The sequence below is a fragment of the Virgisporangium ochraceum genome (assembly GCF_016863655.1).
Classification (GTDB): domain Bacteria; phylum Actinomycetota; class Actinomycetes; order Mycobacteriales; family Micromonosporaceae; genus Virgisporangium; species Virgisporangium ochraceum.
In genome coordinates this window covers 13,741-33,967 of sequence record NZ_BOPH01000018.1, presented here as the reverse complement: position 1 = coordinate 33,967, position 20,227 = coordinate 13,741, and the positions used below count along the sequence as shown (strand labels likewise).

Sequence of the window (20,227 nt, the reverse complement as noted above, 5' to 3'; positions counted from 1 at the left end):
CAAGTGTTACAGCCACCTGTCCATGAGCGCAACATGCTGTAACACCGCAACCTCAGACCCGGTTTCGCATGTTGTTTCGCAAGAAGGCAGCTAAGTCGCATTACACCAGGCAAGGTACAAATATGGTTATACGCGGCACACCGTTCATCGCGGCGGTCGTCATGAGCGCCGCCGCCATGTTGCTGATGCCCGACGTGGTCAGCACCGCCCACACCCCGGGGCAGCAGCCGCCACGTCCGGGCACCGCGATGGAAGCGAACCTCGGCGACGGGGTGGCGGTTCCGCCACCGGTACAGGCGGTACAGCCGGCGCCCGCGGGCACCGCCCGCACGCTGCGCACCGGGCAGGTCAGCATCACCACGACCGGGTTCTGGTCGTGGTCGCTGATCGACCGGCGCACCGGCGCCCTCACCGGCTCGGCGAACGCCACGACCCGGTCGGACACGGCCTCGATGATCAAGGCCTGGATCGCGGCCGACTACCTGCGCCGGCAGAGCGACCGCGGCGAGGGCGTCGAGGACAGCCGGCTCCGGGCGCTGAGCCAGATGATCCGCGACAGCGACAACTCGATCGCCATCACCTACAACGCGCTCAACGGCGGCACCACGTCGATCAACCGGATGATCCGTACCTGCGGCCTCACCGAGAGCCGGCCGGTCCCGTCCGGCTCCTGGAGCACCACCGAGGTCTCCGCCCGCGACGGTGCCCGTCTCGGGGTCTGCCTCGCCGACGGCCGGGCCGCCGGCCCGAAGTGGACGCCCTGGCTCATGCACGAGATGCGTCAGATCCGGGGCTCCGGCCGATTCGGGATCATCAACGCGTTCCCGCCCGACGTCGCCGCCCGGGTGGCGATGAAGAACGGCTGGATCAACCGCAAGGACGGCAAGTGGCACATCGCCTGCCTGGCCATCACCGACGACTGGGCGCTCAGCGTGCTCGCCCAGTACCCGGTGACGCTGGGCCTGTCGCACGGCGCCAACATCTGCAAACAGGTGGCGGTACAGCTGGGAACGACGGCCTAACCGAAGAAGATCGGGCCGCCGTCGGGGAGGGCCGGTGCCTCGCCCCGGGCGGCGGCCCGCCGGGCGAACTCGCGCAGCCCGGCGACCTGGCGCTCGCCGAGCGAGAAGTCGAGCACCCGGAAGTACGTGGCCAGCGTGGCCGCGTCGAACGGCTCCCAGCGGGCGGCGGCCGTCGCGGCGTCGTCGAGCTCGGCCAGGCAGAGCTCGCGGGAGCGCAGGAACGCCTCGTGCACGTCCTTCGTAAGGCCCGGGTGGGCAAGGGCGAAGTCGCGGCGCACGGCCCAGGCGGCGAACACCATCGGAAGCCCGGTCCACTCCCGCCAGGCCTGGCCCAGGTCGGTGATCACCAGGTTGCCCGGCGAGATCACCGTGCGCAGCGCGATGTCGCCGATCAGCACCGCCGCGTCGGCCTCCTGCAGCATGCGGCCGAGGTCGGGCGGGCTGCTGAAGTACGTGGGCCGCACGCCGAACCGGTCGGCGAGCAGCATCCGCGCCAGCAGCGCGCCGGTGCGTGACGTCGACCCGACCGCAACCGGACGGCCGTCGAGGTCGTGTAGAGGGCGGGTGGACGCGACGATCACCGACTGCACCGGCCCGTCGCTGCCGACCGCGAGGTCCGGAAGGAGCAGCAGTTCGTCGGCGTGCCGGAGGTACTCGACGAGCGAGATCGGCCCGATGTCCAGATCGCCGGCCACCAGGGCGGCGTTGAGCCGGTCGGGGGTGTCCTTGTGCAGGTCGACGTCGAGCAGGGCACCCGACCGCATCAGCCCCCAGTAGATCGGCAGACAGTTGAGGAACTGGATGTGGCCCACACGGGGACGGCGAACGGTCACCCCGCAATACTGCCCGTCCGGCGGTAGATTGCCCTCCGTGCGGCGGCACGCAGTGCTCGTTCTCACGGCCGCGGTCGCCGTGCTGCTGGCCGCTGCGGTCGCGGTCCCCCTGGCTCTGACCAGCGACGACGGGCCCGTCTACTTCATGCCGCCCAGCGCGTCCGGGTCCCCTCAAGCCACCGAAGCGGCCGCGAGCGCCGCACCCACCCCGACCACGGCGGGCCCCTTCCTCGCCGCCGGACCGGTGGCGGTCAGCTCGCCCGGCTTCTGGTCGTGGGCGCTGCTCGACACCGCGACCGGCACGGTCACCGGCTCGCCGAACATCGCCGCGCCGAGCGACACCGCCTCGATGAGCAAGGCCTGGGTCGCCGCCGACTACCTGCGCCGGGCCGGCGAGAAGCAGCAGAAGCCGAGCGGCGAGACCATGCGGCGGCTGAGCAGGATGATCCGCGACAGCGACACCACCTACACCTTCGAGTTCCACAAGGCCAACGGCAACCTCGGCTCGATCCGGCGGATGGTCTCGCTGTGCGCGCTCACCGAGACCACCGGCGTCCAGAACTCCTGGAGCCTCACGAAGATGTCCGCCCGCGACGTGGCCCGGCTGGCCGCGTGCATCGCCGACGGGCGCGCCGCCGGCCCCGAGTGGACCGGTTGGTTGCTCGGCGAGATGCGCGCGGTGCGCGGGCCGGGCCGGTTCGGCGTGATCGAGATCGCGCCGCCGGCCGAGCAGGTCGCGGTGAAGAACGGCTGGTTGCTGCGCGACGACAAGCAGTGGCACATCGCCTGCCTGGCCATCGGCAACGGCTGGACGCTCGGCGTGCTGGCCCGCCACGCCGGCAGCCTCGGCAAGGACCACGGCGCGGGAATCTGCCGCAAGGTCGCCGAGCAGCTACGGAGTGACTAGCGCCGGCGTGGGTCGCGGCTCGTCGGCCGCTTGCGGCCGCCTCGCCGCCCGCATGATGGGGACCGCGAAAGCGACCATGGTCAGCACACCTGCCAGCCCGCTCGCGGCGAGGCACTGCCGCGGCGTGAGCACCTGCATCAGGAGGCCGGCACTCACGTAGCCGACGGTGACGGCGGCGTTCGACGCGCCCGAGAGCACGCCCATCGCCCGGCCCCGCGACCCGGCCGGCACCCTGCGGGCGACCAGCAGGCCGACCACCGAGTTGAGCCCACCGTTGAACACGCCACCGACCAGGTAGAGCGGCACGAGCCACAGCACGGTCGGCACCGCCGACGCGACGAGGAACACCAGCCCCATCCCGGCGAGAGACACCATCAGCCCGAGGGCCAGCGACTCGTCGCCGCGGGCGATGCGGGTCACGATCCAGGCGCCGCCGACGAGCCCGACCGTGAGCACGGTGTCGATCAGCCCGTACGCGGCGGCGGAGGCGCCCAGCGTGCCGCGGACGAAGAAGACCAGCACCACGTTCACGACGCTGATCGCGCCGATCGCCACGGCGGCCGCCGGAACGAGGCGGATGAGCAGCGGGTCGGCCCGCAGCCGCCAGGGTCTGGTGCTCTCGTCGCTCTGCGCCGTGGCGGCCCGGCCGCGGGTGGTGCGCAGCAGGAGGCCGGCGACCACCACGGCCGCGTACGTGAGCGCGTTGAGCAGCAGCGGCAGCCGCAGCCCGAAGCCGGCCACCAGGAAGCCGGCCAGCGCCGGTCCGGCGATCATGGCGATCGAGTTCGCGGTCTGTCCGATCGCCATCGCCTTCGGCAGGCTGTCCCGCCGCACCATCGCCGGGATCAGCGCCGCGAACGTCGGCTGGCTGATGGCGAGGCCGGCCGACAGGGCGGCGGCGAGCGCGACGAGGGCCACCGGGTGCGTCGTGAACGCCATCGCGACGCAGCACACCAGTTGCGCCAGGCCGACCGCGGTGAGCATGCGACGGCTGTCGAAGCGGTCGGCCAGGCGTCCGCCGAGCGGGGCGAGCAGCACCATCGGCACCGTGCTGGCCAGCAGCAACGCCGCGACACCGAAGCCGTTGTCGCCCCGCTCCTCCAGGGCCAGCACCAACGCGGTCGCGGCGAGGAAGTCCCCACCCAGCGACACGGCCCGCGCGCCAGCGGCGACCCAGACGTCGCGCCAGTCGTCCCGCTGATCTGTCGTCGTGAAGGACATGTTTCGAAGTATGTGCTTCACATCTCGGGTAGGCAATACCCCGGTTCGAGATCAGGTTTGCTCAGGCGTCCGGTTTTTCCGGCAAAGGCACCGTTCGATACGTGATCGCCAGCGTGCGGGACTCCGGCGGCGGCTCCGGCCGGTTCGTCCGGCTGTACGGCTCGATCAGCGCGGAGACCTTCCTGTTGAGCTCGGCCAGCTCCGCCGCGGTGACGGAGATCAGGCTGTCGCGCATCGAGGTCGCGTCGTACCACTCCTGCGACTCGTCCTGCCAGCGCAGCACCCAGCTCCGCGTGCGGGCCTCCACCCGGGCGAGCCAGATCAGCACCAGCTCCTGCTCGGCCTTCATCGTGTCGGGATCGCCGCCGGGGCCCGACCCGACCTCGATTCCGCCGGCCGCCACCAGCTGCCAGACCCGCTCGCGGCCGTCGCCGCGGTTCGGCGCCTCCTGGACGAGGCCGGCCTTCGCCAGCGCCCGCAGGTGGTAGCTGGTCGCGCTCGGGGTGAGCCCGCAGACCGTCGCGAACTCGGTGGCGGTGCCGGCCCGGCCGAGGGCCAGTTCCTCGAGGATGGTCAACCGGGCCGGATGCGCGAGCGCCCGCATCACGACCGGGTCACTGATCCTGGCCCGCTGGGGTGCGTCGTCTGCCACGCCCTAAGACTGCCACTCCCGGCGACGGCACCGACCCGGACAGCAGTACAAACAGTTTGTACTACAAGCTGTTTGTAGTACCTTGACCTGGTGACCCTCATCGGCCGGGCCGCCGAACTGGCGGAGCTCTCACAGGCCTGGGCCCGCGTGACCGCCGGCCGGCCGGAGCTCGCCGTGGTCTGGGGCCGCCGCCGGATCGGCAAGACGTTCCTGCTCACACACTTCGCCGGCGACAAGCGCTCGGTCTACTTCACCGCGACGCGCCAGGACTCCGACGACCGCCAGCTCCGCCGGTTCGCCGCGGCTCTCCACGAGCAGCTCGAGGCCGAGGTGCGCGACCTGGTCCCGGAGACGTTCCCTACCTGGGAGGCGGCGCTGCGGTTCGTGGCCGGGCTGGCCCGCACCGACCCGCTGCTGGTCGTCCTCGACGAGGCGCCGCGCCTCACGGGTGGGCACGCCGACTTCGCCGACACCGTCTCGGCCGTGTGGGAGAACCACGTGCGTGGCCAGCGGCTGATGCTGGTGCTCACGGGCTCGGCGGTCGCGGTCATGGAACAGATGCTGGGACCGAAGGGCGGCCTGCACCGCCGCGCCGGGGTCGAACGGCGGATGGACCCGTTCTCCCTGGTCGAGGCGCGGGCGTTCCAGCCCGACCTGCCGCCGGCCGAGTTCGTCGAGGCGTACGCGGCCTGCGGCGGCTACCCGCTGCACCTCAGCCGCTGGTCGCCCGACCGGTCGACGGCGGAGAACCTCCAGGAACTCGCGTTCACCCCGGGCGGGCTGCTGCTCCGCGACGCCCCCGACATCCTGTCGGAGGACCTCGACTGGCGCGGCGGGTACGAGCGGGTGCTCACGGCGATGGCGGGTGGGGCGCGCCGGCGCTCGCGGATCGCCGGCCGGGCGCAGCAGCGCATCGACTACACGCTCGACCGGCTGAAGCGCGCCGGCTACGTGCGCACGGTCCGGTCGCTCGGCAGCACCGGCTCCTCCGACCCGCTGTACGAGGTGGCCGACGACTACCTGGCCTACTGGTTCCGGGTCCTGCGCGACGACGCCGACCTGATCGAGGGTGGCCAGGGGCCGGCGGTGCGGCAGCGGACGGCCGGGCGGTGGCAGGCGCACCTCGCCCAGGTCTTCGAGTCCGCCGCCCGCGACCACGCGCGCCGGCTGGTGGCGGCGGAGGCGTTCCCGCCGGAGACGGTCGTCGGTCGCTGGTGGAAGGACGAGACCGTGGAGATCGACATGCTCGCGCTCGCCGGCGACCAGCCCGTGCTGGTGGGCGAATGCCGCTGGCAGGCCGCCCCGCTCACCGTCCGCGACCTCGGCGACCTGCAGCGCCGGTCAGCGCACCTGCCGGAGCCGGCCCTGCTGTACGCGTTCTGGTCGCGGGGCGGTGCCGACGCGACGCTGGCCGGCCATTCCGAGGTCAGGACGTTCACCCCCGCCGACCTGGTCGACGGGTAATTCGGTTTCCGCGTGCCGGCATCCGGCGTAGCCTGGTTGGCCGCTTGACGGCCGCGGTGTGACGGCACCGCAGCGGACGTCTCCGCGCCGGGGTGGGCCCGAGCCGCCCCCGGATACGCGAGCGAGTACCCGGACGCCCTGTAAGGAATGTTCAGCGTGCCCGTAACAGATCTCGACTCCGACCTCGCATCCGAACGGCACCACCTCACCTCGTCGCGGGCGGCGTTGCGGCGGATGCGCGAGCACGCCCAGGCCCTGTTCTCCACCGGCGACAAGGTGGCCGGCGACGCGTACACCGCCGAGCAGCTCGGCCGGCACATGGCCCGCCGGGTGCGTGAGCTCGCCGACGACCCGAACACCCCGCTGTTCTTCGGCCGGCTCCAGCTCGTCGAGGACAACCGGTTCCACATCGGCCGGCGGCACGTCACCGACGAGGCCGGCGAGCCGATGGTGCTCGACTGGCGCGCCCCGATCTCGCGGTCGTTCTACCAGGCCAGCGCGAAGGATCCGCAGGGCGTGCGGGTGCGCCGCCGGTTCGGGTTCATGCGCGGAGAGCTCACCAGCTTCGAAGACGAGCACCTCGACCGCGGCGAGGAGCTCGGCACGTCGAGCCGCATCCTCACGGCCGAGATCGAGCGTCCGCGCGTCGGGCCGATGCGTGACATCGTCGCCACGATCCAGCCGGAACAGGACGAGCTGGTGCGCGCCGACCTCGGCGACACGATCTGCGTGCAGGGCGCACCGGGTACCGGTAAGACCGCGGTCGGCCTGCACCGGGCGGCGTTCCTGCTGTTCACCCACCGCGAGCGGCTGAAGCGCTCGGGCGTGCTCATCGTCGGGCCGAACACCGCGTTCCTGCACTACATCGCGAGCGTGCTGCCGGCGCTCGGCGAGCTCGACGTGCACCAGTCCACAGTGGACGACCTGGTCGGGAGCGTGCCGGTCAGGGCGACGGACACCCCCGAGGCCGCCACGGTCAAGCACGACGCGAAGATGGCCGACGTGCTGGCGACGGCACTCTGGCGGCGGGTCCGCAGGCCGACCGAGCCGCTGACCGTCCCCGACGACTCGTACCGCTGGCGCATCGCCGCCGAGCCGCTGCGGCGCATCGTCGACGACGTGCGGCGCGAGAACCCGGCCTACGCGATCGGGCGCGAGCGGGTGCGGGCGCGGGTGGTCGCGTTGATCCAACGGCAGTCGGAGAACCGGCGGGGCGACTCGCCCAGCGACGCGTGGCTGCGGCGGATGGGCCGCAGCAAGCCGGTCGTCGCGCTGCTCGACGAGGTGTGGCCGGCCGTCACCGGCCCCGAACTGGTGGCGGAGCTGCTCACGGATCCCGGCGGAACCGACCTGAGCCCGGAGGAACAGGCCGCGATCCGGTGGGCGAAGCCGCCCAAGACGTGGAAGTCGGCGCGCTGGACCGCCGCCGACGCGGTGCTCATCGACGAGGCGAACGGGCTCCTCGACCGGCCGGCGAGCTTCGGGCACGTCGTGGTCGACGAGGCGCAGGACCTGTCGCCGATGCAGTGTCGCGCGATCGCCCGCCGCAGCGAGCACGGGTCGCTCACCGTGCTCGGCGACCTCGCGCAGGGCACCGCGCCCTGGGCCGCCGGCACGTGGGCCGCGAGCCTGGCGCACCTGGGCAAGCCGGGCGGACGCGTGGTGCCCCTGACCACCGGCTTCCGGGTTCCGGCCGCGGTGCTCGTCCTCGCGAACCGGCTCCTCCCGGCACTGGCTGTCGACGTCCCCCCGGCCGTTTCCCTCCGCGCCGACGGTGAGCTGCGCGACGTGGCCGACCCCGACGTGCCCGGCGCGACGGTCGCGGCGGTCCGCCGGGCGCTCGCGATCGAGGGGTCGGTCGGCGTGATCGCGCCCGACGCCGCCGTGGCCGGGCTGCGCACCGCGCTGGCGGAGGCCGGCATCGAGACCGCGAGCGCCGACGAGGTCGAGGCCGAATCGCGCGTCACCGTCCTCCCGGCGACGGTCGCGAAGGGCCTCGAGTACGACCACGTGATCGTGGTCGAGCCGGCCGACATCGCGAGCGCGGAGCCACGCGGCCTCAACCGGCTGTACGTGGTGCTGACCCGTGCGGTGTCCCGGCTCGACATCGTGCACGCGAAGCCGCTGCCCGATCAGCTGTCTGACACACTTTCCGGGTGATCGAGGCGCTGGGCTACGTGATCATCGCGGCCGGGCTGGCGTACGCGGTGTGGGGGTTCGTCGCCGCCCGGCTCGACCGTGCGCCGGGGCGGGCGCTGTTCACCGGGGCGTGGGTGCTGTCGGCGCTGGTCGCGCTGTGGGCGGTGGTCGCGGTCGCGTTCATCGCGGGTGGACGCGAGGTGCAGGCCGGCCTGCTGGTCGGGTACCTCCTCACCGCGCTGATCCTCGAGCCGGCCGCGATCTACCTGGCGAAGCTGGAACCCACGAAGTGGGGGTCGGTGATCCTCGCGTCGGGTGCGCTGGTGCTGGGGCCGCTGTTCCTGCGGCTGCTGCAGATCTGGGGGCTCGGTGGCTAGACGGATCAACATCGGGCCGGGGCGGGCGCTGCTGCTCGTGTACGCGGTGTTCGCGTTGTCGGCGAGCGTGCGGGCCGGGTACCAGCTGGTCACCAAGTTCTCCGACGCCCCCGCCGCCTACCTGCTGTCGGCGTTCGCGGCCGCGATCTACGTGGTGGCGACGGTCGCGCTCGCGAAGGGCGGGGAGACGGCGCGGCGGGTCGCGCTTGTCGCGTGCGCGATCGAACTGGTCGGCGTGGTGACGGTCGGGACGATCAGCTACCTGCAACCCGAGGACTTCCCCGATCCCACGGTGTGGTCGCATTTCGGCGAAGGGTACGGGTTCATCCCGCTCGTGCTGCCGGTACTCGGGTTGATCTGGCTCATCCGGGCCGGGCGCGATTAGCTTCCGCGCCTCGCGGGCAAGCCGAGGTGCATGGATCCGCGCTGGTACACCGAGGCCGTCATCTACTCCCTCGATGTCGACACCTACGCCGACTCGAACGGCGACGGCGTCGGCGACATCCGGGGGCTCATCGGCCGGCTCGACTATCTGAGCCGGCTGGGCGTCACCTGCCTGTGGCTGAACCCGATCCACCCGACGCCGGGGCGTGACGACGGGTACGACGTCACCGACTTCTACGGGGTCGACCCCCGGCTGGGCTCGCTGGGCGACTTCGCCGAACTGCTGTACCGCGCGAAGAACCTCGGCATCAAGGTGATGATCGACCTGGTGGTGAACCACACCTCCGACGAGCACCCGTGGTTCAGGAACGCGGTCGCCGGTGGCGACAAGCGCGACTGGTACGTCTGGTCCGACACGGAACCCTCCGACCGGTTCCAGGGCATGGTGTTCCCCGGCGAGCAGAAGGAGACCTGGACCTGGCACGAGGAGGCGCAGGCCTGGTACTACCACCGGTTCTACGACTTCCAGCCGGACCTGAACATCGACAACCCCGAGGTGCGCGACGAGATCAAGCGCATCGTGGCGTTCTGGCTGCAGCTCGGCGTCGCCGGGTTCCGCATGGACGCGGTGCCGTTCATCATCGAGAAGACCGAGCCGGGGAACCCGAACAGTCCCAAGGACTTCGAGTTCCTCGCCGACCTGCGCACCCACGCCCAGTGGCGGCGCGGCGACTCGATCCTGCTGGCCGAGGCGAACGTCGAGCCCGACGAACTGCGCCGCTACTTCACCGACGACGGTGGCGCGCACAGCCGGCTGCACATGCTGTTCGACTTCATGCTCAACAGCCGGCTCGCGTTGGCGCTGGCCCGCAAGGACGCCGAGCAGCTCATCGACGCGCTGCGCGACACTCCCGCGCTGCCGAACGGCGCCCAGTGGGCCACGTTCCTGCGCAACCACGACGAGATCGACCTGTCGCGCCTGACCGCCGACCAGCGGGCCGACGTCTTCGAGGAGTTCGGCCCGGAGGAGCGGATGCGCCTCTACGACCGGGGCATCCGGCGGCGGCTGGCGCCGATGATGAACGGCGACCGGCGACGGCTGGAACTGGCGTACTCGTTGCAGTTCACGCTCCGCGGCACTCCGGTGCTGCGGTACGGCGACGAGATCGGCATGGGTGAGGACCTCGCGCAGGACGGGCGGTACGCGATCCGCACGCCGATGCAGTGGTCCGGCGCCCGCAACGCGGGCTTCTCGTCGGCGAAGTCGGCCGACCTCATCCGGCCGGTCGTGTCCCGCGGCGACTTCGGGTTCAAGAAGGTCAACGTCGACGACGCGCGCCACGACCGCGACTCGCTGCTGAACTGGTTCGAGCGGATGATCCACACGCTGCGGGAGAGCCCGGAGGTCGGCTGCGGCACGTGCGCGCACGTCGACGTCCCGGTGTCGCGGGGCGTGCTCGTGCACCGCGCCGACGGCGCCTCGGGGACGATGGTGTTCCTGCACAACCTGTCCGACGAACCATCCACTGTGGACCTGAGTTCGCTGTCGGGCGAGGCGACCGAGCTGAACCAGGTGTTCGCCGACCGGGACTACGAACCGCTCGACGGCCTGAAGAACCTGGCCCTCGACGGGTACGGCTACCGCTGGATCCGGGTACGCCGCAGCGCCGCCGCGTAGACGACGGCGCTGCGGGTCCCATCAGCTCTGAACGATGGTGACGTCGTCGACGGACGCCTCGACGAGGCTCGCGCCCGAGGCGTCGGCCGCTTCGAACACGATGCGCACGCTCTGGCCCGCGTAGGCGCTCACGTTGACGCTACCCGGGGCGTAGGCGCCATTCCTGTTGCTGGCGGCGCCGGCCTGGGTGAACAGGACCGTTGTTCCTCCACTGTGGACGATGCTGACCCGGAAGAAGTCGGCGCTCGACGCGTTGCTGCCGTGTGCCAGGTACCACCGGTAGCTGAGCGTCAGCGTTCCGGTCGAGGGCAGCGTGACCGCCGGCGACCGCACGCTGGTGGTGCCGCTGTCGAGGTCGAAGTCGCCCGCGCCGGTGCCGGCCGCGGCGCCGGTGACGAGCGCGTTGCTGCCGCTCGGCGTCGTGTCGACCTGCTTCACCCCGCTGGAGTTGGTGCCGCCGGGGTTGCCGCGCTCCCACGCGCCCGTCGTGGCCGTGTCGGTGCCGTTCGGGTTGGTGGTCCAGCCCGTGGCCGACTCGAAGTTGTCGGAGTAGACCGTGGTGCCCGGCGCGCCGCAGTAGGTGCCCTGCAGGCCCGAGGCGCGGTAGGGGCAGTCGGCGTACTCGGCGAGGATCAGGCTCGCCGTGCGGTTGCGCGACGTCTGCGCCGGGATGACCTCGTCGGGCGGGTAGAAGCCGCCACCGCTGCCGGAGCTACCGGGGTACATCTCGAACGTGTACGCCCAGATGCCCTGGTCGCCCCACATCCAGTCGATGCTGTCGCCGTCGGTGATGTAGAGATCGCTTGACTGTTCCGGGGTGTAGCTGTTGGTCGCGGCCATCTGCTGGCCGATCGTGCGGAACGTCAGCTCCTGGTCGGCGTTGAGGCCCGGCGCCGTGTTGGCCGTCGTGTAGCCGTACGGCCACAGGATCAGCTGCGAGTAGGTGTGGAAGTCGATGTTCATCTTGATCTGCTGGACGCCGCCAATCCGCCGGCCGAGCACGAAGTTCCGGAACGCCGCTGTTTCGGGCGCGGAGAACGCCGACGGGCCGCGGTAGGTCTCGGAGCTGGTGCTGCCCGACGAGCCGCCGCAGCAGCCCCAGTTGTACGACCAGTTCCGGTTGAGGTCGGTGCCGACCGCGCTGCTGCCGCTGTTGGGCTGGCGGTTCTTGCGCCACGACCGGTAGGAGCCGGTGGCGATGTCGTACTCGCCGCCGTCGGGGTTGACGTCGGGCAGGATCCAGATCTCGCGGCTGTTCACCACGTTGGTGACCCGGGAGTCGCTGCCGTAGTCGTTGGTGAACATGTTGGCCAGGTAGAGGGCCATCTCCACGGTGAGGTGCTCGCGCGCGTGCTGATGCGCGTTGTAGAGAACCTCGGGCTCGTTCTCGTCGGTGGCGACGTTGTCGGAGATCTTCAGCGCGATGAGGGCGCGACCCTCGTAGCTGGTGCCGTACTGGACCTTCTGCGCGATCGTCGGGTGGTCGGCGACGATCTGGTTGATCTCCGCGGTCATCTCCGCGTAGTTGTGGTACGCCGAGTCGGCCGCGGGGAAGTCGAACGTCTGCACGTCGTCGGCGTGGGCGTCGGCGTGCGCGTGTGAGTCCGCCTTCGGCTCCTCGACCAGCCCGAACCCGAGCTTGCGGATGGCCGTCGCCTCCGCGGGCGTGGCCGTGATGTACAGCTTCCCGTGTTCGATCGAGTCGACCGACGCCCCCGTCGCGGCGACCTTGTTCCGGTCATCCCACGTCTTCGGGCCGATGACCTGGTACTGGCTGGACGTCTCAGCGGTCTGCCGTGGTTCGGCACCCGCCGGAGCGGCGGCGAGCACGAGGGCGATGGCCGCCGTGACGCCGAGGACGATTTTGGACCGTTTGATGAGGGAACCCATGCGTCGCCTCCTGCGATCGGGTTCCGCTCATGTTCTCCTTTCGATGCCCCGCTAATCAATAGACGCCTATATAGCGGTGCCTCTATAACCTCAGTCCTGCTCTTCGCCGGCCAGCGCGCTGCGTAGTTTTTCCTTGCGGTCGGCCCGGTCGCGGGCCGAGTCGGCCAATTGGTTCGCGACATCGTCACGAAGCTTGCGCAAGAGGAAAAAAGACAAAATAGCGGACGCGATGAGCGCGATGCCGAGCCTGAGGAACGGGTTCAATTCGATCGGCACCACGAGCAGCACCGCCGCGGCCGCAATGAACAGCCCCAACCGGGCGAGCGTGTACTTCATCATCGGGTTCATTGGTTGTTTCCTCTCGTTGCGACCCGCCAGAGGACGGCATAGACGACCGCGCCCACCATCGCGGCGACGATTCCCGACCACAGCGGCGGCAACCCGGTGACCGTCGCGATGCCGTAGCCGGAACCGAGCGCAAGAATCAGGGCAAGTAGCGCACACAGGATGGCGAGCCAGAAAAGGGGCTGCTTCCGGTACTCCTCGAGGTACACGAAAACGGCCGGAAGAATGGCGAGCACCCCGCTGGCGGTGCCGAAACCACCGAGGCTGGCCAGCGCGAACACGAGATCGACCACGACCACCAGAACAGCGCCGAGCACCACGCCACCGGCACCGGCGAGCAGCAGCTCACCCAGTCCGCGAGGCGGCTTCACGGCAGCGGTAGGCACCGCCAGAGCCTAACGCCTGTGGATAACTAGCCAGTTGTCCACAGGGGTGTGTGCAAGTCTGTGGACAACCAGGCTCCTAGGCGATGACCTGCTGGGGTTCCTTGCGCCGCTCGGCCAGCGGAACCGGCGCGGGGTACTCGCGGACCACCTCGTAGCGGGTGTTGCGCTCGACCGGGACGAAACCGGCGTCGCCGATCAGGGTGAGCAGGTCTTCGCGGTGCATCGTGTTCGGGGTACCGTACGAGTCCGCGTCATGGGTGATCTTGTATTCGACGACCGAGCCGTCAAGGTCGTCCACCCCGAAGTTCAGCGAGAGTTGGGCCACCGACAACCCGTGCATGACCCAGAAGCACTTCACGTGCGGCACGTTGTCGAACAGCAGCCGCGAGACCGCGAACGTCTTCAGCGACTCGGCGGGAGACGCCATCGTGGTGCGGGCCTGCAGCTTGTTGCGGACCTTGCCATCGGCGGAGTCGACGAAGTCGTGCTGGTAACGGAGCGGGATGAACACCACGAAACCACCGGTCTCGTCCTGCAGTTCCCGCAGCCGCAGCACGTGGTCGACCCGGTGCTTCGGCTCCTCGATGTGTCCGTAGAGCATCGTGGCGGGGGTCTTGAGCCCCTTCTCGTGGGCGAGGCGGTGGATGCGCGACCAGTCCTCCCAGTGGGTGGCGTGGTCGACGATGTGCTGCCGCACCTCCCAGTCGAAGATCTCGGCACCGCCGCCGGTGAGCGAGGCGAGACCGGCGTCGATCAGCTCGTCGAGGATGTCACTGGCCGGAAGGCCGGAGATCTTCTCGAACCACTGGATCTCCGTCGCGGTGAAGCACTTCAGGGAGACGTTCGGCAGCGCGGCCTTGAGCTCGCGCAGGACCTTCGGGTAGTACCGCCAGGGCAGCGTGGGATGCAGACCGTTGACGATGTGCAGCTCGGTGAGCTGCTCGTCCTCCATCTCCTTGGCCTTGGCGACCGCCTCGTGGATGCGCATCGTGTACGCGTCCTTCTCTCCCGGCTTGCGCTGGAACGAGCAGTATGCACAGGATGCGGAGCAGACATTGGTGAGGTTGAGGTGCCGGTTGACGTTGAACATCACCCGATCACCGTTCTTCTCGGTCCGCACGTGATGTGCCAGTCGTCCGAGCCAGGTGAGGTCGTCGCTTTCGTACAGGGCGACACCGTCCTCCCTGGTCAGCCGCTCACCCGAGTAGACCTTTTCTTCCAGTTCCCGCTTGCGTCCCGCGTCCACACCGACGAGCCTAACCGGCGACCAGCGCATCCTCGCCGGCCACGAGCGCCGCTGGGCGGACCTCGAAGCTGGCAATTGGGTGCGAACTGTTCGATGAGTGTCGACACCCGCGAGGTGTTTGAGGTAACAAGGACCGAGACGGCTACGGCACGCAACGAGGCGGAGGCATGATCCACAAGATGGGTAGGACTCGGGCGACTCTCCTCGCCTCGGTCATTTCCACCTGTACCGTCGCCGCGTTGATCCTCGCCCATCCGGCGGGAGCGGAGCCGACCAACCCGACCGTCCCCGACGGCGGCGCCAGGCCGCCGGCAGCGGCGGCGGGTGCCGGCGAGTCGACCACCAACCCGAACATCCCGGCCGGTCTCAGCCCCGCCGCACAGCAGCAGCAGACCGCGACCTGGCAGGTCCAGACGCTCGAGGGTCAGCTCCTCAAGCTCAAGGAAGACGTCGCGCGCAGCCAGGCCGACCTGCTGGCCAAGGAGAACGAGTCGCGCGAGGCGGAGAGGAAGGTCGAGGAGCTCCGCGCCAAGGCCGACTCCGCGGCGTCCGACGCGTACAAGGCCTCGAAGGCACTCGGTCCGTTCGGCGAGTACGCCAACGACCTGCACCGGTTGTCGAAGGTCACACCCGCGCTCGGCGAGCAGGCCGGCGGTGAGGGCACCGCCCGCGAGCTGGCCCGCGCCGAGGCGATCGCCCGCACGGCGGTCGACGCGGTGGCCTCCGCCCGGTCGGCCCACGCCGGCCTCGTGTCACGCCTCAACGCGTCCCAGCTCGCCTACGACCAGGCGAAGGCCGCGCTCGCGGCGAACCCCGGTGCCGAGGCCGAACTGGAGGCGTACGAGGCCTCGGTCGGCGCGGCCTACAACCTGGGCGCCTCCAACGGCTACAAGCCCCACCCCGACGTCGCCAAGGTGATCGACTACGCGTCGAAGCAGATCGGCAAGTGGTACGAGTTCGGCGCCGAGGGCCCGAACACGTTCGACTGCTCCGGCCTGATGTGGGCGGCGTACCGCACCGTCGGCAAGACCCTGCCCCGTATCGCGAACGAGCAGTACCGGAGCACCCCGAAGGTCGCCAGCAAGGAGTTCCTGCTGCCGGGCGACCTCGTGTTCTTCGGACCGTCGGGATCCTGGGTGGGCATCCACCACGTCGGCCTGTACATCGGCGACGGCAGGATGATCCAGGCGCCGACCACGGGTAAGAAGGTCCAGATCTCGTCGGTGTGGTGGACGCGCTACTACGGCGCCGCCCGTCCGCTGGAGGCAGTCAAGGTCGACGACCCGGGCGCGAGCGGCGGCTCCTCGTCTTCCTCGTCGTCGTCTTCTTCGTCCTCGTCCTCGTCCAGCTCGTCGTCCTCGTCCTCGTCTTCGTCGTCGTCATCTTCGTCGTCGTCGCAGCCGCCGAGCTCGTCCTCGTCGTCGTCGAGTCCGCCGCCGTCGAGCCCGCCGCCGTCGAACCCGCCGTCGTCACCCGCGGGAACCACGTCACCGACGCCCAATCCGGGCGGAGGCGGCGGAAATGCCCAGTCCAGCAGTTCAAAGGCGGCCAGTTCGTCGAAGGCGGCGAGCAGTGGCGCCGGCGCGGCGAGTTCGGGAGGCTAACGACTAGACTGCGGGGCTCCAAGCTCTGCAGGCTAGGAGGCGGTCATGGAAGGGCCTGAGGCGGTGCGCTGCCGAGCCTGTGGGGATCCATTGCCCGAGCGGGCCGCGGCGTGTCCCACGTGCGGCACGGCGGTGGTCGCCGGGGTCGAGTCGGAGCCGTCGGCCTGGCCGGGCGGTCCGCTGGCCGAGGCCGCACAGGCCGCCCCGTCGTCGGGCTCGCCACAGCTGAACGCCGACGAGTTCCCGCCCATGCCCCCACCCCCACCGGTGGGCGCCCAACTGGAACCCCTGGGCGATCCCGTCGACGAAGACGACGACGAGTACAACCCACCATCGATGATCATGGGCGGCGGGACCCTATGGCCCGGCGCGACGCCACCGGCTTCGCCCGCGCCTCCTTCCGTGCCCGCTGCGCCTGCTGTTTCGTCGGGTCCCCCGGCGTCGCCGTACTCGTCACCGTCGTCGCCGTTCGGCCCGCCTCCTCCGCCGGCGCCACCTTTCGGTGCCGCGTCCGCTTCTCCCTTCGGCTCGCCGGTCTCTCCCGCTGGTTCGCCCGCGGACCGGCCGGTTTCACCGCCATCGGGTCCCTTGGGTGCGGCAGGCGAACTCCCGCGCCGGCAGCCCAGCACTCCTGACCTGGGTTCGCCGTGGGCCGCGTTCGCCCAGCCGTTCGGCGAGTCCCCGGGCCGGGCCGCCGCTCCGCCATCGTCGGCTCCACCGTCGCCGGCCGTACCGCCATCGGCGGTGCCGCCTCCGGCTGTGCCGTCGGCGCCCGAGCCGCCCGCGCGGCCAGCGGCGAGCGGTGGCTGGACCAGCACGCCGGAACCGGACCTACCCGCTCGCGGTGCGGCCAGCAGCGGGTGGGCGAGCACGTCCGAGCCCGAGCTGCCCGCACGCGGTGGTTCGAGCGGTGGGTGGGCTGCGGCGTCGGGTGAGAACTCGGTGTTGGGTGGGTCCTCGGCAGGTGCGTCCGAGACGGGCGGAGGGTCGGCAGCGGAGTCGGCGGGTGGCTCGGTAGCGGGTTCCGTGGGTGGCTCGGCAGCGGGGTTGGGCGCTCGGTTGGCGGCTGACTGGGCGGGTGGCTCGGCGGGTGGCTCGGCGGGTGGCTCGGCGGGTGGCTCGGCGGGTGGCTCGGCGGGTGGCTCGGCCAGCCTGCCGGGCGTCGGCTCTGCGAGCGCGTTGGCCGGTGGCGCCGGATCCGCGGGTTCGTCGGCCGCCGGGTCCGCCAATGTTCCCCCGCCCGGATTGGCCGGTGTTCCGGCGGCTGGTTCGGCCAGTGTTTCGGCTGGTTCGGCCAGCGTTCCCGCAGCCGGGTCGGCCAGTGTTTCGGCCGGTTCGGCCAGTGTTTCCGCAGCCGGGTCGGCCGGTGTTCCGGGTGCCGGGGCCGCGGATGGCGGTACTGGTGGATCGGCCGGTGCCGTGAGCGGATCCGCGGCTGCCCGGGCGACTGCCTCGGTACCGCAGGCCAGCCGGATCAGTGCGGCCGAAGCGGAGGCGGCCGCCGCCGCGGCGGGGCCCAGCAGCCCGGGCACGTACCGCACCAGTCGGCCGCAGAACGACCACAACGCGACCGAGCGGCCGGTCGAGTCGCTGATTGCCGGGGCGGCGTTGCGGGGAGAGTCGCCGGCGGTTGGTGGTCCGCAGCGGTCGGAGGCCGAGCCGGAGAGGCCAGAGCGGCCGGGACGACCGGGGCCGGCCGAGCCGTCGCCCTTCCCCTCGCCGGGGCCGGTGCCTACTCCGCCGCTGCCGGAGCCGACGCCAGGACCTGGGCCCGGGCCTGGCGGGCCGCCGCCCGGGCCGGGGCCCGTGCCGCCGCCACCGGTGCCGTCGCCACCGTCGTCGGGTCTGTCGCCGTCGTCGGGTCAGCCGTCGTCGGGTCAGCCGGCGTCGGGTCAGCCGGCGTCGGGGTATGGGATGCCATCGTCGGGTCAGGCGGCAGCGTCGGCGTACGGGGTGCCGTCGTCGAGTCCGGCGCCGTCGGGGTATTCGACGCCGTCGGGGTACTCGGCGCCGGCGTCGAGCCCTCCGTCGTCGGCTGGATATGCGCCGGCGTACTCGGTTTCGGGCCACTCGGCGCCGGGGTCGGGGTATGCGTCGGCGGGGATTCCTGGGGCCGCCCCGCCCGACCCTCAGCCTGACGGGCCGCCGCACGTGCCGCAGCCGCTCATCGCGGGCGGGGTTCATGGGGCGCAGCCGGGAATCCCGGGAGCAAACCGGCCCGAGACCGGTGGGGGTGGCTCGCCCTATGGGCAGCCGCCGCCGGCGGCTTCTGGGACCTATGGTCAAGCGTCGTACGGGGCTTCGGCCGTGCCGGGCACGTACGGGGCGACGTCCGGTGACCAGGTTCTCTGGCCGGGCCAACAGGGTCCGGGCCAGCAGGGTGGAGCCGACCAGCAGCACCGGTTCGGCTCCCACGGCCAGGCCCAGCCCGCCTCCGGTCCACCGGCGGCCGCGAGCCCCGCCTCCAGCCCACCGGCCTCCAGCCCGCCCGCCGCTTCCCACCCAGCTCCCCACCAGGCCGCCGCGCATCCGTACGGGGCACCGCAGCACGGCCGTCCCGGTGGCACCGTCTACGGCAGTGACCCCGGACCCAGCAGCGCGCCGCCGGTCGACAGCGGCAACCCCTACGGCACCGGCACTCCGGGGTTACGAAACGTCGGCGGGCCCGCCAACAACCAGCAGTACTACCCGAACCAGCAGCAGCCGCTGGCCTACCCTCCGCCGAACCCGGTGGAGACGTCCGGCTCGCTCACCGGGCACATTCTCGGCCAGGGACGGGCGGACACCCCGCCTGCGGGCAACCGGACCGCGAAGGTCGTCATCATCCTGGCGGTGGTGCTCGTGGTGATGGTCGGGCTCGGCCTGCTCGCCGCGACCCTCTTTGGAGACATGATCAGCGACCTGCTCGGAGGGCTCGGCGGATAGTCAGTCCAGCGCCGACGCCATCCGGCGGACCGCCTCCGTCAGGATCTCCGGGCTCGTCGCCAGGTTGAGCCGGACGAACCCGGCGCCCATCGGGCCGAAGTCCGGCCCGGGGCTCAGTGCCACCCGGCCCCGCTCCAGGAAGCGGACCGCCGGGTCGGGACCCAGGCCGAGGCCGGAGCAGTCCAGCCACGCGAGGAACGTCGCGGCCGGCGGCACGTATGCGACACCGGGCAGGTGCTTGGCCAGCAGCGAGTCGAGGAGCGTCCGGTTGTGGTCGAGGCCGGCGACAAGGTCGTCCAGCCAGGGCCCACCGGAACGGAACGCCGCTTCCGAGGCGATCACTCCCAGCAGTCCCGCGTTCACCGACGCGTCCGCCGGAATCGCCCGCACGTCCTCGACCGCCGCTGGACCGGCGACGATCAGCGACGCCTTCAACCCCGCCAGGTTCCACGCCTTGGTCGCCGACACGAACGCGATGGACCGCTCCGCCGACGGCAGGCCGAGAAGTGGGACGAACGAAGCCTCCGACGGATACACCAGCGGCGCGTGGATCTCGTCAGCCAGCAGCCGCACCCCGTGCGTCTCGCACAGCGACGCCACGGCGAGCAGTTCGTCACGCGAGAACACCGTCCCGGTCGGGTTGTGCGGGCTCACGAGCACGAAAACGGTCACGGACGGCGACGCCAGGTCGGCGTCCAACCGGTCGAGGTCCAACGAGTAGCGGCCGGTGGACGCGTCGCGGGCGAGCGGCGACTCCCGCAGTGACAGGCCGGCGCCCGGGATCAGCCTCCGGAACGGCGGGTACGTCGGGCCGTGGATCAGCACGGTGTCACCGGGCCTGGTCACCACGCGCAGAACGTCCATCAGACCCTGGGCCACGTCGGCGGCGAGCAAGCAGTGCGCCGGCTCCGGCCACCAGCCGAACCGCTGCGACGCGAACGCCGCGTACGCCTCGGCGAGCTGACCGACGTGGACGTATCCGGTGTCACCCAGCGTCAACGCGTCCGACAGGGCCGCGGCGACCGGGGGCGCCAGCAACGTGTCCATCTCGGCCACCCACAGGGGCAGCACGTCATCGGGGAACTCGCGCCACTTCATGCTCCGCCGACGACGCAGGGTCGGCAGATCCAGTTGCGTCAACGGGTTCATTCCAT

17 protein-coding genes are annotated in these 20,227 nt (G+C 71.1%); 9 read left to right on the top strand and 8 right to left on the bottom strand.

Annotated features, from left to right (window positions below; all coding sequences use genetic code 11):
• The first annotated feature begins 122 nt into the window (after positions 1 to 122).
• A complete protein-coding gene (locus tag Voc01_RS06795; protein WP_203926413.1) occupies positions 123 to 1,022 on the top strand; it encodes a serine hydrolase in 900 nt (299 codons plus the stop codon).
• Here Voc01_RS06795 and Voc01_RS06790 read toward each other — a convergent pair.
• Positions 1,019 to 1,855 carry a menaquinone biosynthetic enzyme MqnA/MqnD family protein gene (locus Voc01_RS06790; protein ID WP_203926412.1) on the bottom strand — a complete coding sequence of 279 codons (837 nt, stop codon included), beginning with the start codon at positions 1,853 to 1,855 and terminating at the stop codon, positions 1,019 to 1,021. The genes Voc01_RS06795 and Voc01_RS06790 overlap by 4 nt on opposite strands.
• Before the next feature lie 37 nt (positions 1,856 to 1,892).
• Between Voc01_RS06790 and Voc01_RS06785 the strand changes: the two genes are divergently transcribed.
• Positions 1,893 to 2,762, top strand: coding sequence for a serine hydrolase (locus Voc01_RS06785; RefSeq protein ID WP_203926411.1), 870 nt, complete (start codon positions 1,893 to 1,895; stop codon positions 2,760 to 2,762).
• Here the strand turns inward: Voc01_RS06785 and Voc01_RS06780 are convergent.
• The gene (locus tag Voc01_RS06780; RefSeq protein ID WP_203926410.1) at positions 2,748 to 3,983 is read right to left on the bottom strand and encodes an MFS transporter; all 1,236 of its coding nucleotides are present in this window, start codon (positions 3,981 to 3,983) and stop codon (positions 2,748 to 2,750) included. The two genes, Voc01_RS06785 and Voc01_RS06780, sit on opposite strands and share 15 nt — an antisense overlap.
• Positions 3,984 to 4,044: 61 nt before the next feature.
• Positions 4,045 to 4,635, bottom strand: a complete 591-nt coding sequence (locus tag Voc01_RS06775; protein ID WP_203926409.1) for an ArsR/SmtB family transcription factor — start codon at positions 4,633 to 4,635, stop codon at positions 4,045 to 4,047.
• Positions 4,636 to 4,725: 90 nt separating this feature from the next.
• On the opposite strand from Voc01_RS06775, the gene Voc01_RS06770 reads away from it, so the two are divergent.
• The 5 genes from Voc01_RS06770 (at position 4,726) to Voc01_RS06750 (ending at position 10,677) form a co-directional block, all read left to right on the top strand.
• The gene (locus Voc01_RS06770; protein WP_203926408.1) at positions 4,726 to 6,099 is read left to right on the top strand and encodes an ATP-binding protein; all 1,374 of its coding nucleotides are present in this window, start codon (positions 4,726 to 4,728) and stop codon (positions 6,097 to 6,099) included.
• 156 nt (positions 6,100 to 6,255) lie between these two features.
• Positions 6,256 to 8,259 (top strand): HelD family protein, encoded by a 2,004-nt coding sequence (locus Voc01_RS06765; RefSeq protein ID WP_373873789.1) that lies wholly within the window; start codon positions 6,256 to 6,258, stop codon positions 8,257 to 8,259.
• Entirely contained in the window at positions 8,256 to 8,615 is a 360-nt protein-coding gene (locus tag Voc01_RS06760; RefSeq protein WP_203926406.1) for a hypothetical protein, read from the top strand. The genes Voc01_RS06765 and Voc01_RS06760 overlap by 4 nt, the downstream gene beginning before the upstream one ends.
• Positions 8,608 to 9,000 carry a hypothetical protein gene (locus Voc01_RS06755; RefSeq protein WP_203926405.1) on the top strand — a complete coding sequence of 131 codons (393 nt, stop codon included), beginning with the start codon at positions 8,608 to 8,610 and terminating at the stop codon, positions 8,998 to 9,000. The genes Voc01_RS06760 and Voc01_RS06755 overlap by 8 nt, the downstream gene beginning before the upstream one ends.
• A 30-nt stretch (positions 9,001 to 9,030) precedes the next feature.
• On the top strand, positions 9,031 to 10,677 hold the full coding sequence (locus Voc01_RS06750; protein ID WP_203926404.1) for an alpha-amylase family protein: 1,647 nt from the start codon (positions 9,031 to 9,033) through the stop codon (positions 10,675 to 10,677).
• A 21-nt stretch (positions 10,678 to 10,698) separates the two neighbouring features.
• Here the strand turns inward: Voc01_RS06750 and Voc01_RS06745 are convergent, their stop codons facing one another.
• From Voc01_RS06745 to mqnE, 4 genes are all read right to left on the bottom strand, one after another.
• On the bottom strand, positions 10,699 to 12,567 hold the full coding sequence (locus Voc01_RS06745) for a M14 family metallopeptidase (protein WP_203926403.1): 1,869 nt from the start codon (positions 12,565 to 12,567) through the stop codon (positions 10,699 to 10,701).
• A 90-nt stretch (positions 12,568 to 12,657) separates the two neighbouring features.
• Positions 12,658 to 12,915 carry a DUF4229 domain-containing protein gene (locus Voc01_RS06740; RefSeq protein ID WP_203926402.1) on the bottom strand — a complete coding sequence of 86 codons (258 nt, stop codon included), beginning with the start codon at positions 12,913 to 12,915 and terminating at the stop codon, positions 12,658 to 12,660.
• Positions 12,912 to 13,298: a hypothetical protein gene (locus Voc01_RS06735; RefSeq protein ID WP_203926401.1), complete on the bottom strand. Its 387-nt coding sequence runs from the start codon at positions 13,296 to 13,298 to the stop codon at positions 12,912 to 12,914. The genes Voc01_RS06740 and Voc01_RS06735 overlap by 4 nt, the downstream gene beginning before the upstream one ends.
• A 76-nt stretch (positions 13,299 to 13,374) precedes the next feature.
• A complete protein-coding gene (gene mqnE, locus Voc01_RS06730) occupies positions 13,375 to 14,544 on the bottom strand; it encodes an aminofutalosine synthase MqnE (protein ID WP_203926400.1) in 1,170 nt (389 codons plus the stop codon).
• Between the two features lie 179 nt (positions 14,545 to 14,723).
• On the opposite strand from mqnE, the gene Voc01_RS06725 reads away from it, so the two are divergent.
• Both Voc01_RS06725 and Voc01_RS06720 read left to right on the top strand, forming a co-directional pair.
• Complete coding sequence (locus tag Voc01_RS06725) at positions 14,724 to 16,148, top strand: C40 family peptidase (RefSeq protein WP_203926399.1); 1,425 nt, start codon at positions 14,724 to 14,726, stop codon at positions 16,146 to 16,148.
• A 2,307-nt stretch (positions 16,149 to 18,455) separates the two neighbouring features.
• On the top strand, positions 18,456 to 19,073 hold the full coding sequence (locus tag Voc01_RS06720; protein ID WP_203926398.1) for a hypothetical protein: 618 nt from the start codon (positions 18,456 to 18,458) through the stop codon (positions 19,071 to 19,073).
• Here Voc01_RS06720 and Voc01_RS06715 read toward each other — a convergent pair whose 3' ends face one another.
• Positions 19,074 to 20,222 (bottom strand): MalY/PatB family protein, encoded by a 1,149-nt coding sequence (locus Voc01_RS06715; protein ID WP_203926397.1) that lies wholly within the window; start codon positions 20,220 to 20,222, stop codon positions 19,074 to 19,076. It abuts the gene before it with no gap.
• Positions 20,223 to 20,227 lie beyond the last annotated feature (5 nt).

Coding starts and splice junctions, on each gene's coding strand:
- Voc01_RS06795 (WP_203926413.1), top strand. CDS start 123: ATGGTTATACGCGGCACACCGTTCATCGCGGCGGTCGTCATGAGCGCC.
- Voc01_RS06780 (WP_203926410.1), bottom strand. CDS start 3,983: ATGTCCTTCACGACGACAGATCAGCGGGACGACTGGCGCGACGTCTGG.
- Voc01_RS06750 (WP_203926404.1), top strand. CDS start 9,031: ATGGATCCGCGCTGGTACACCGAGGCCGTCATCTACTCCCTCGATGTC.
- Voc01_RS06745 (WP_203926403.1), bottom strand. CDS start 12,567: ATGGGTTCCCTCATCAAACGGTCCAAAATCGTCCTCGGCGTCACGGCG.
- Voc01_RS06740 (WP_203926402.1), bottom strand. CDS start 12,915: ATGAACCCGATGATGAAGTACACGCTCGCCCGGTTGGGGCTGTTCATT.
- Voc01_RS06725 (WP_203926399.1), top strand. CDS start 14,724: ATGGGTAGGACTCGGGCGACTCTCCTCGCCTCGGTCATTTCCACCTGT.
- Voc01_RS06715 (WP_203926397.1), bottom strand. CDS start 20,222: ATGAACCCGTTGACGCAACTGGATCTGCCGACCCTGCGTCGTCGGCGG.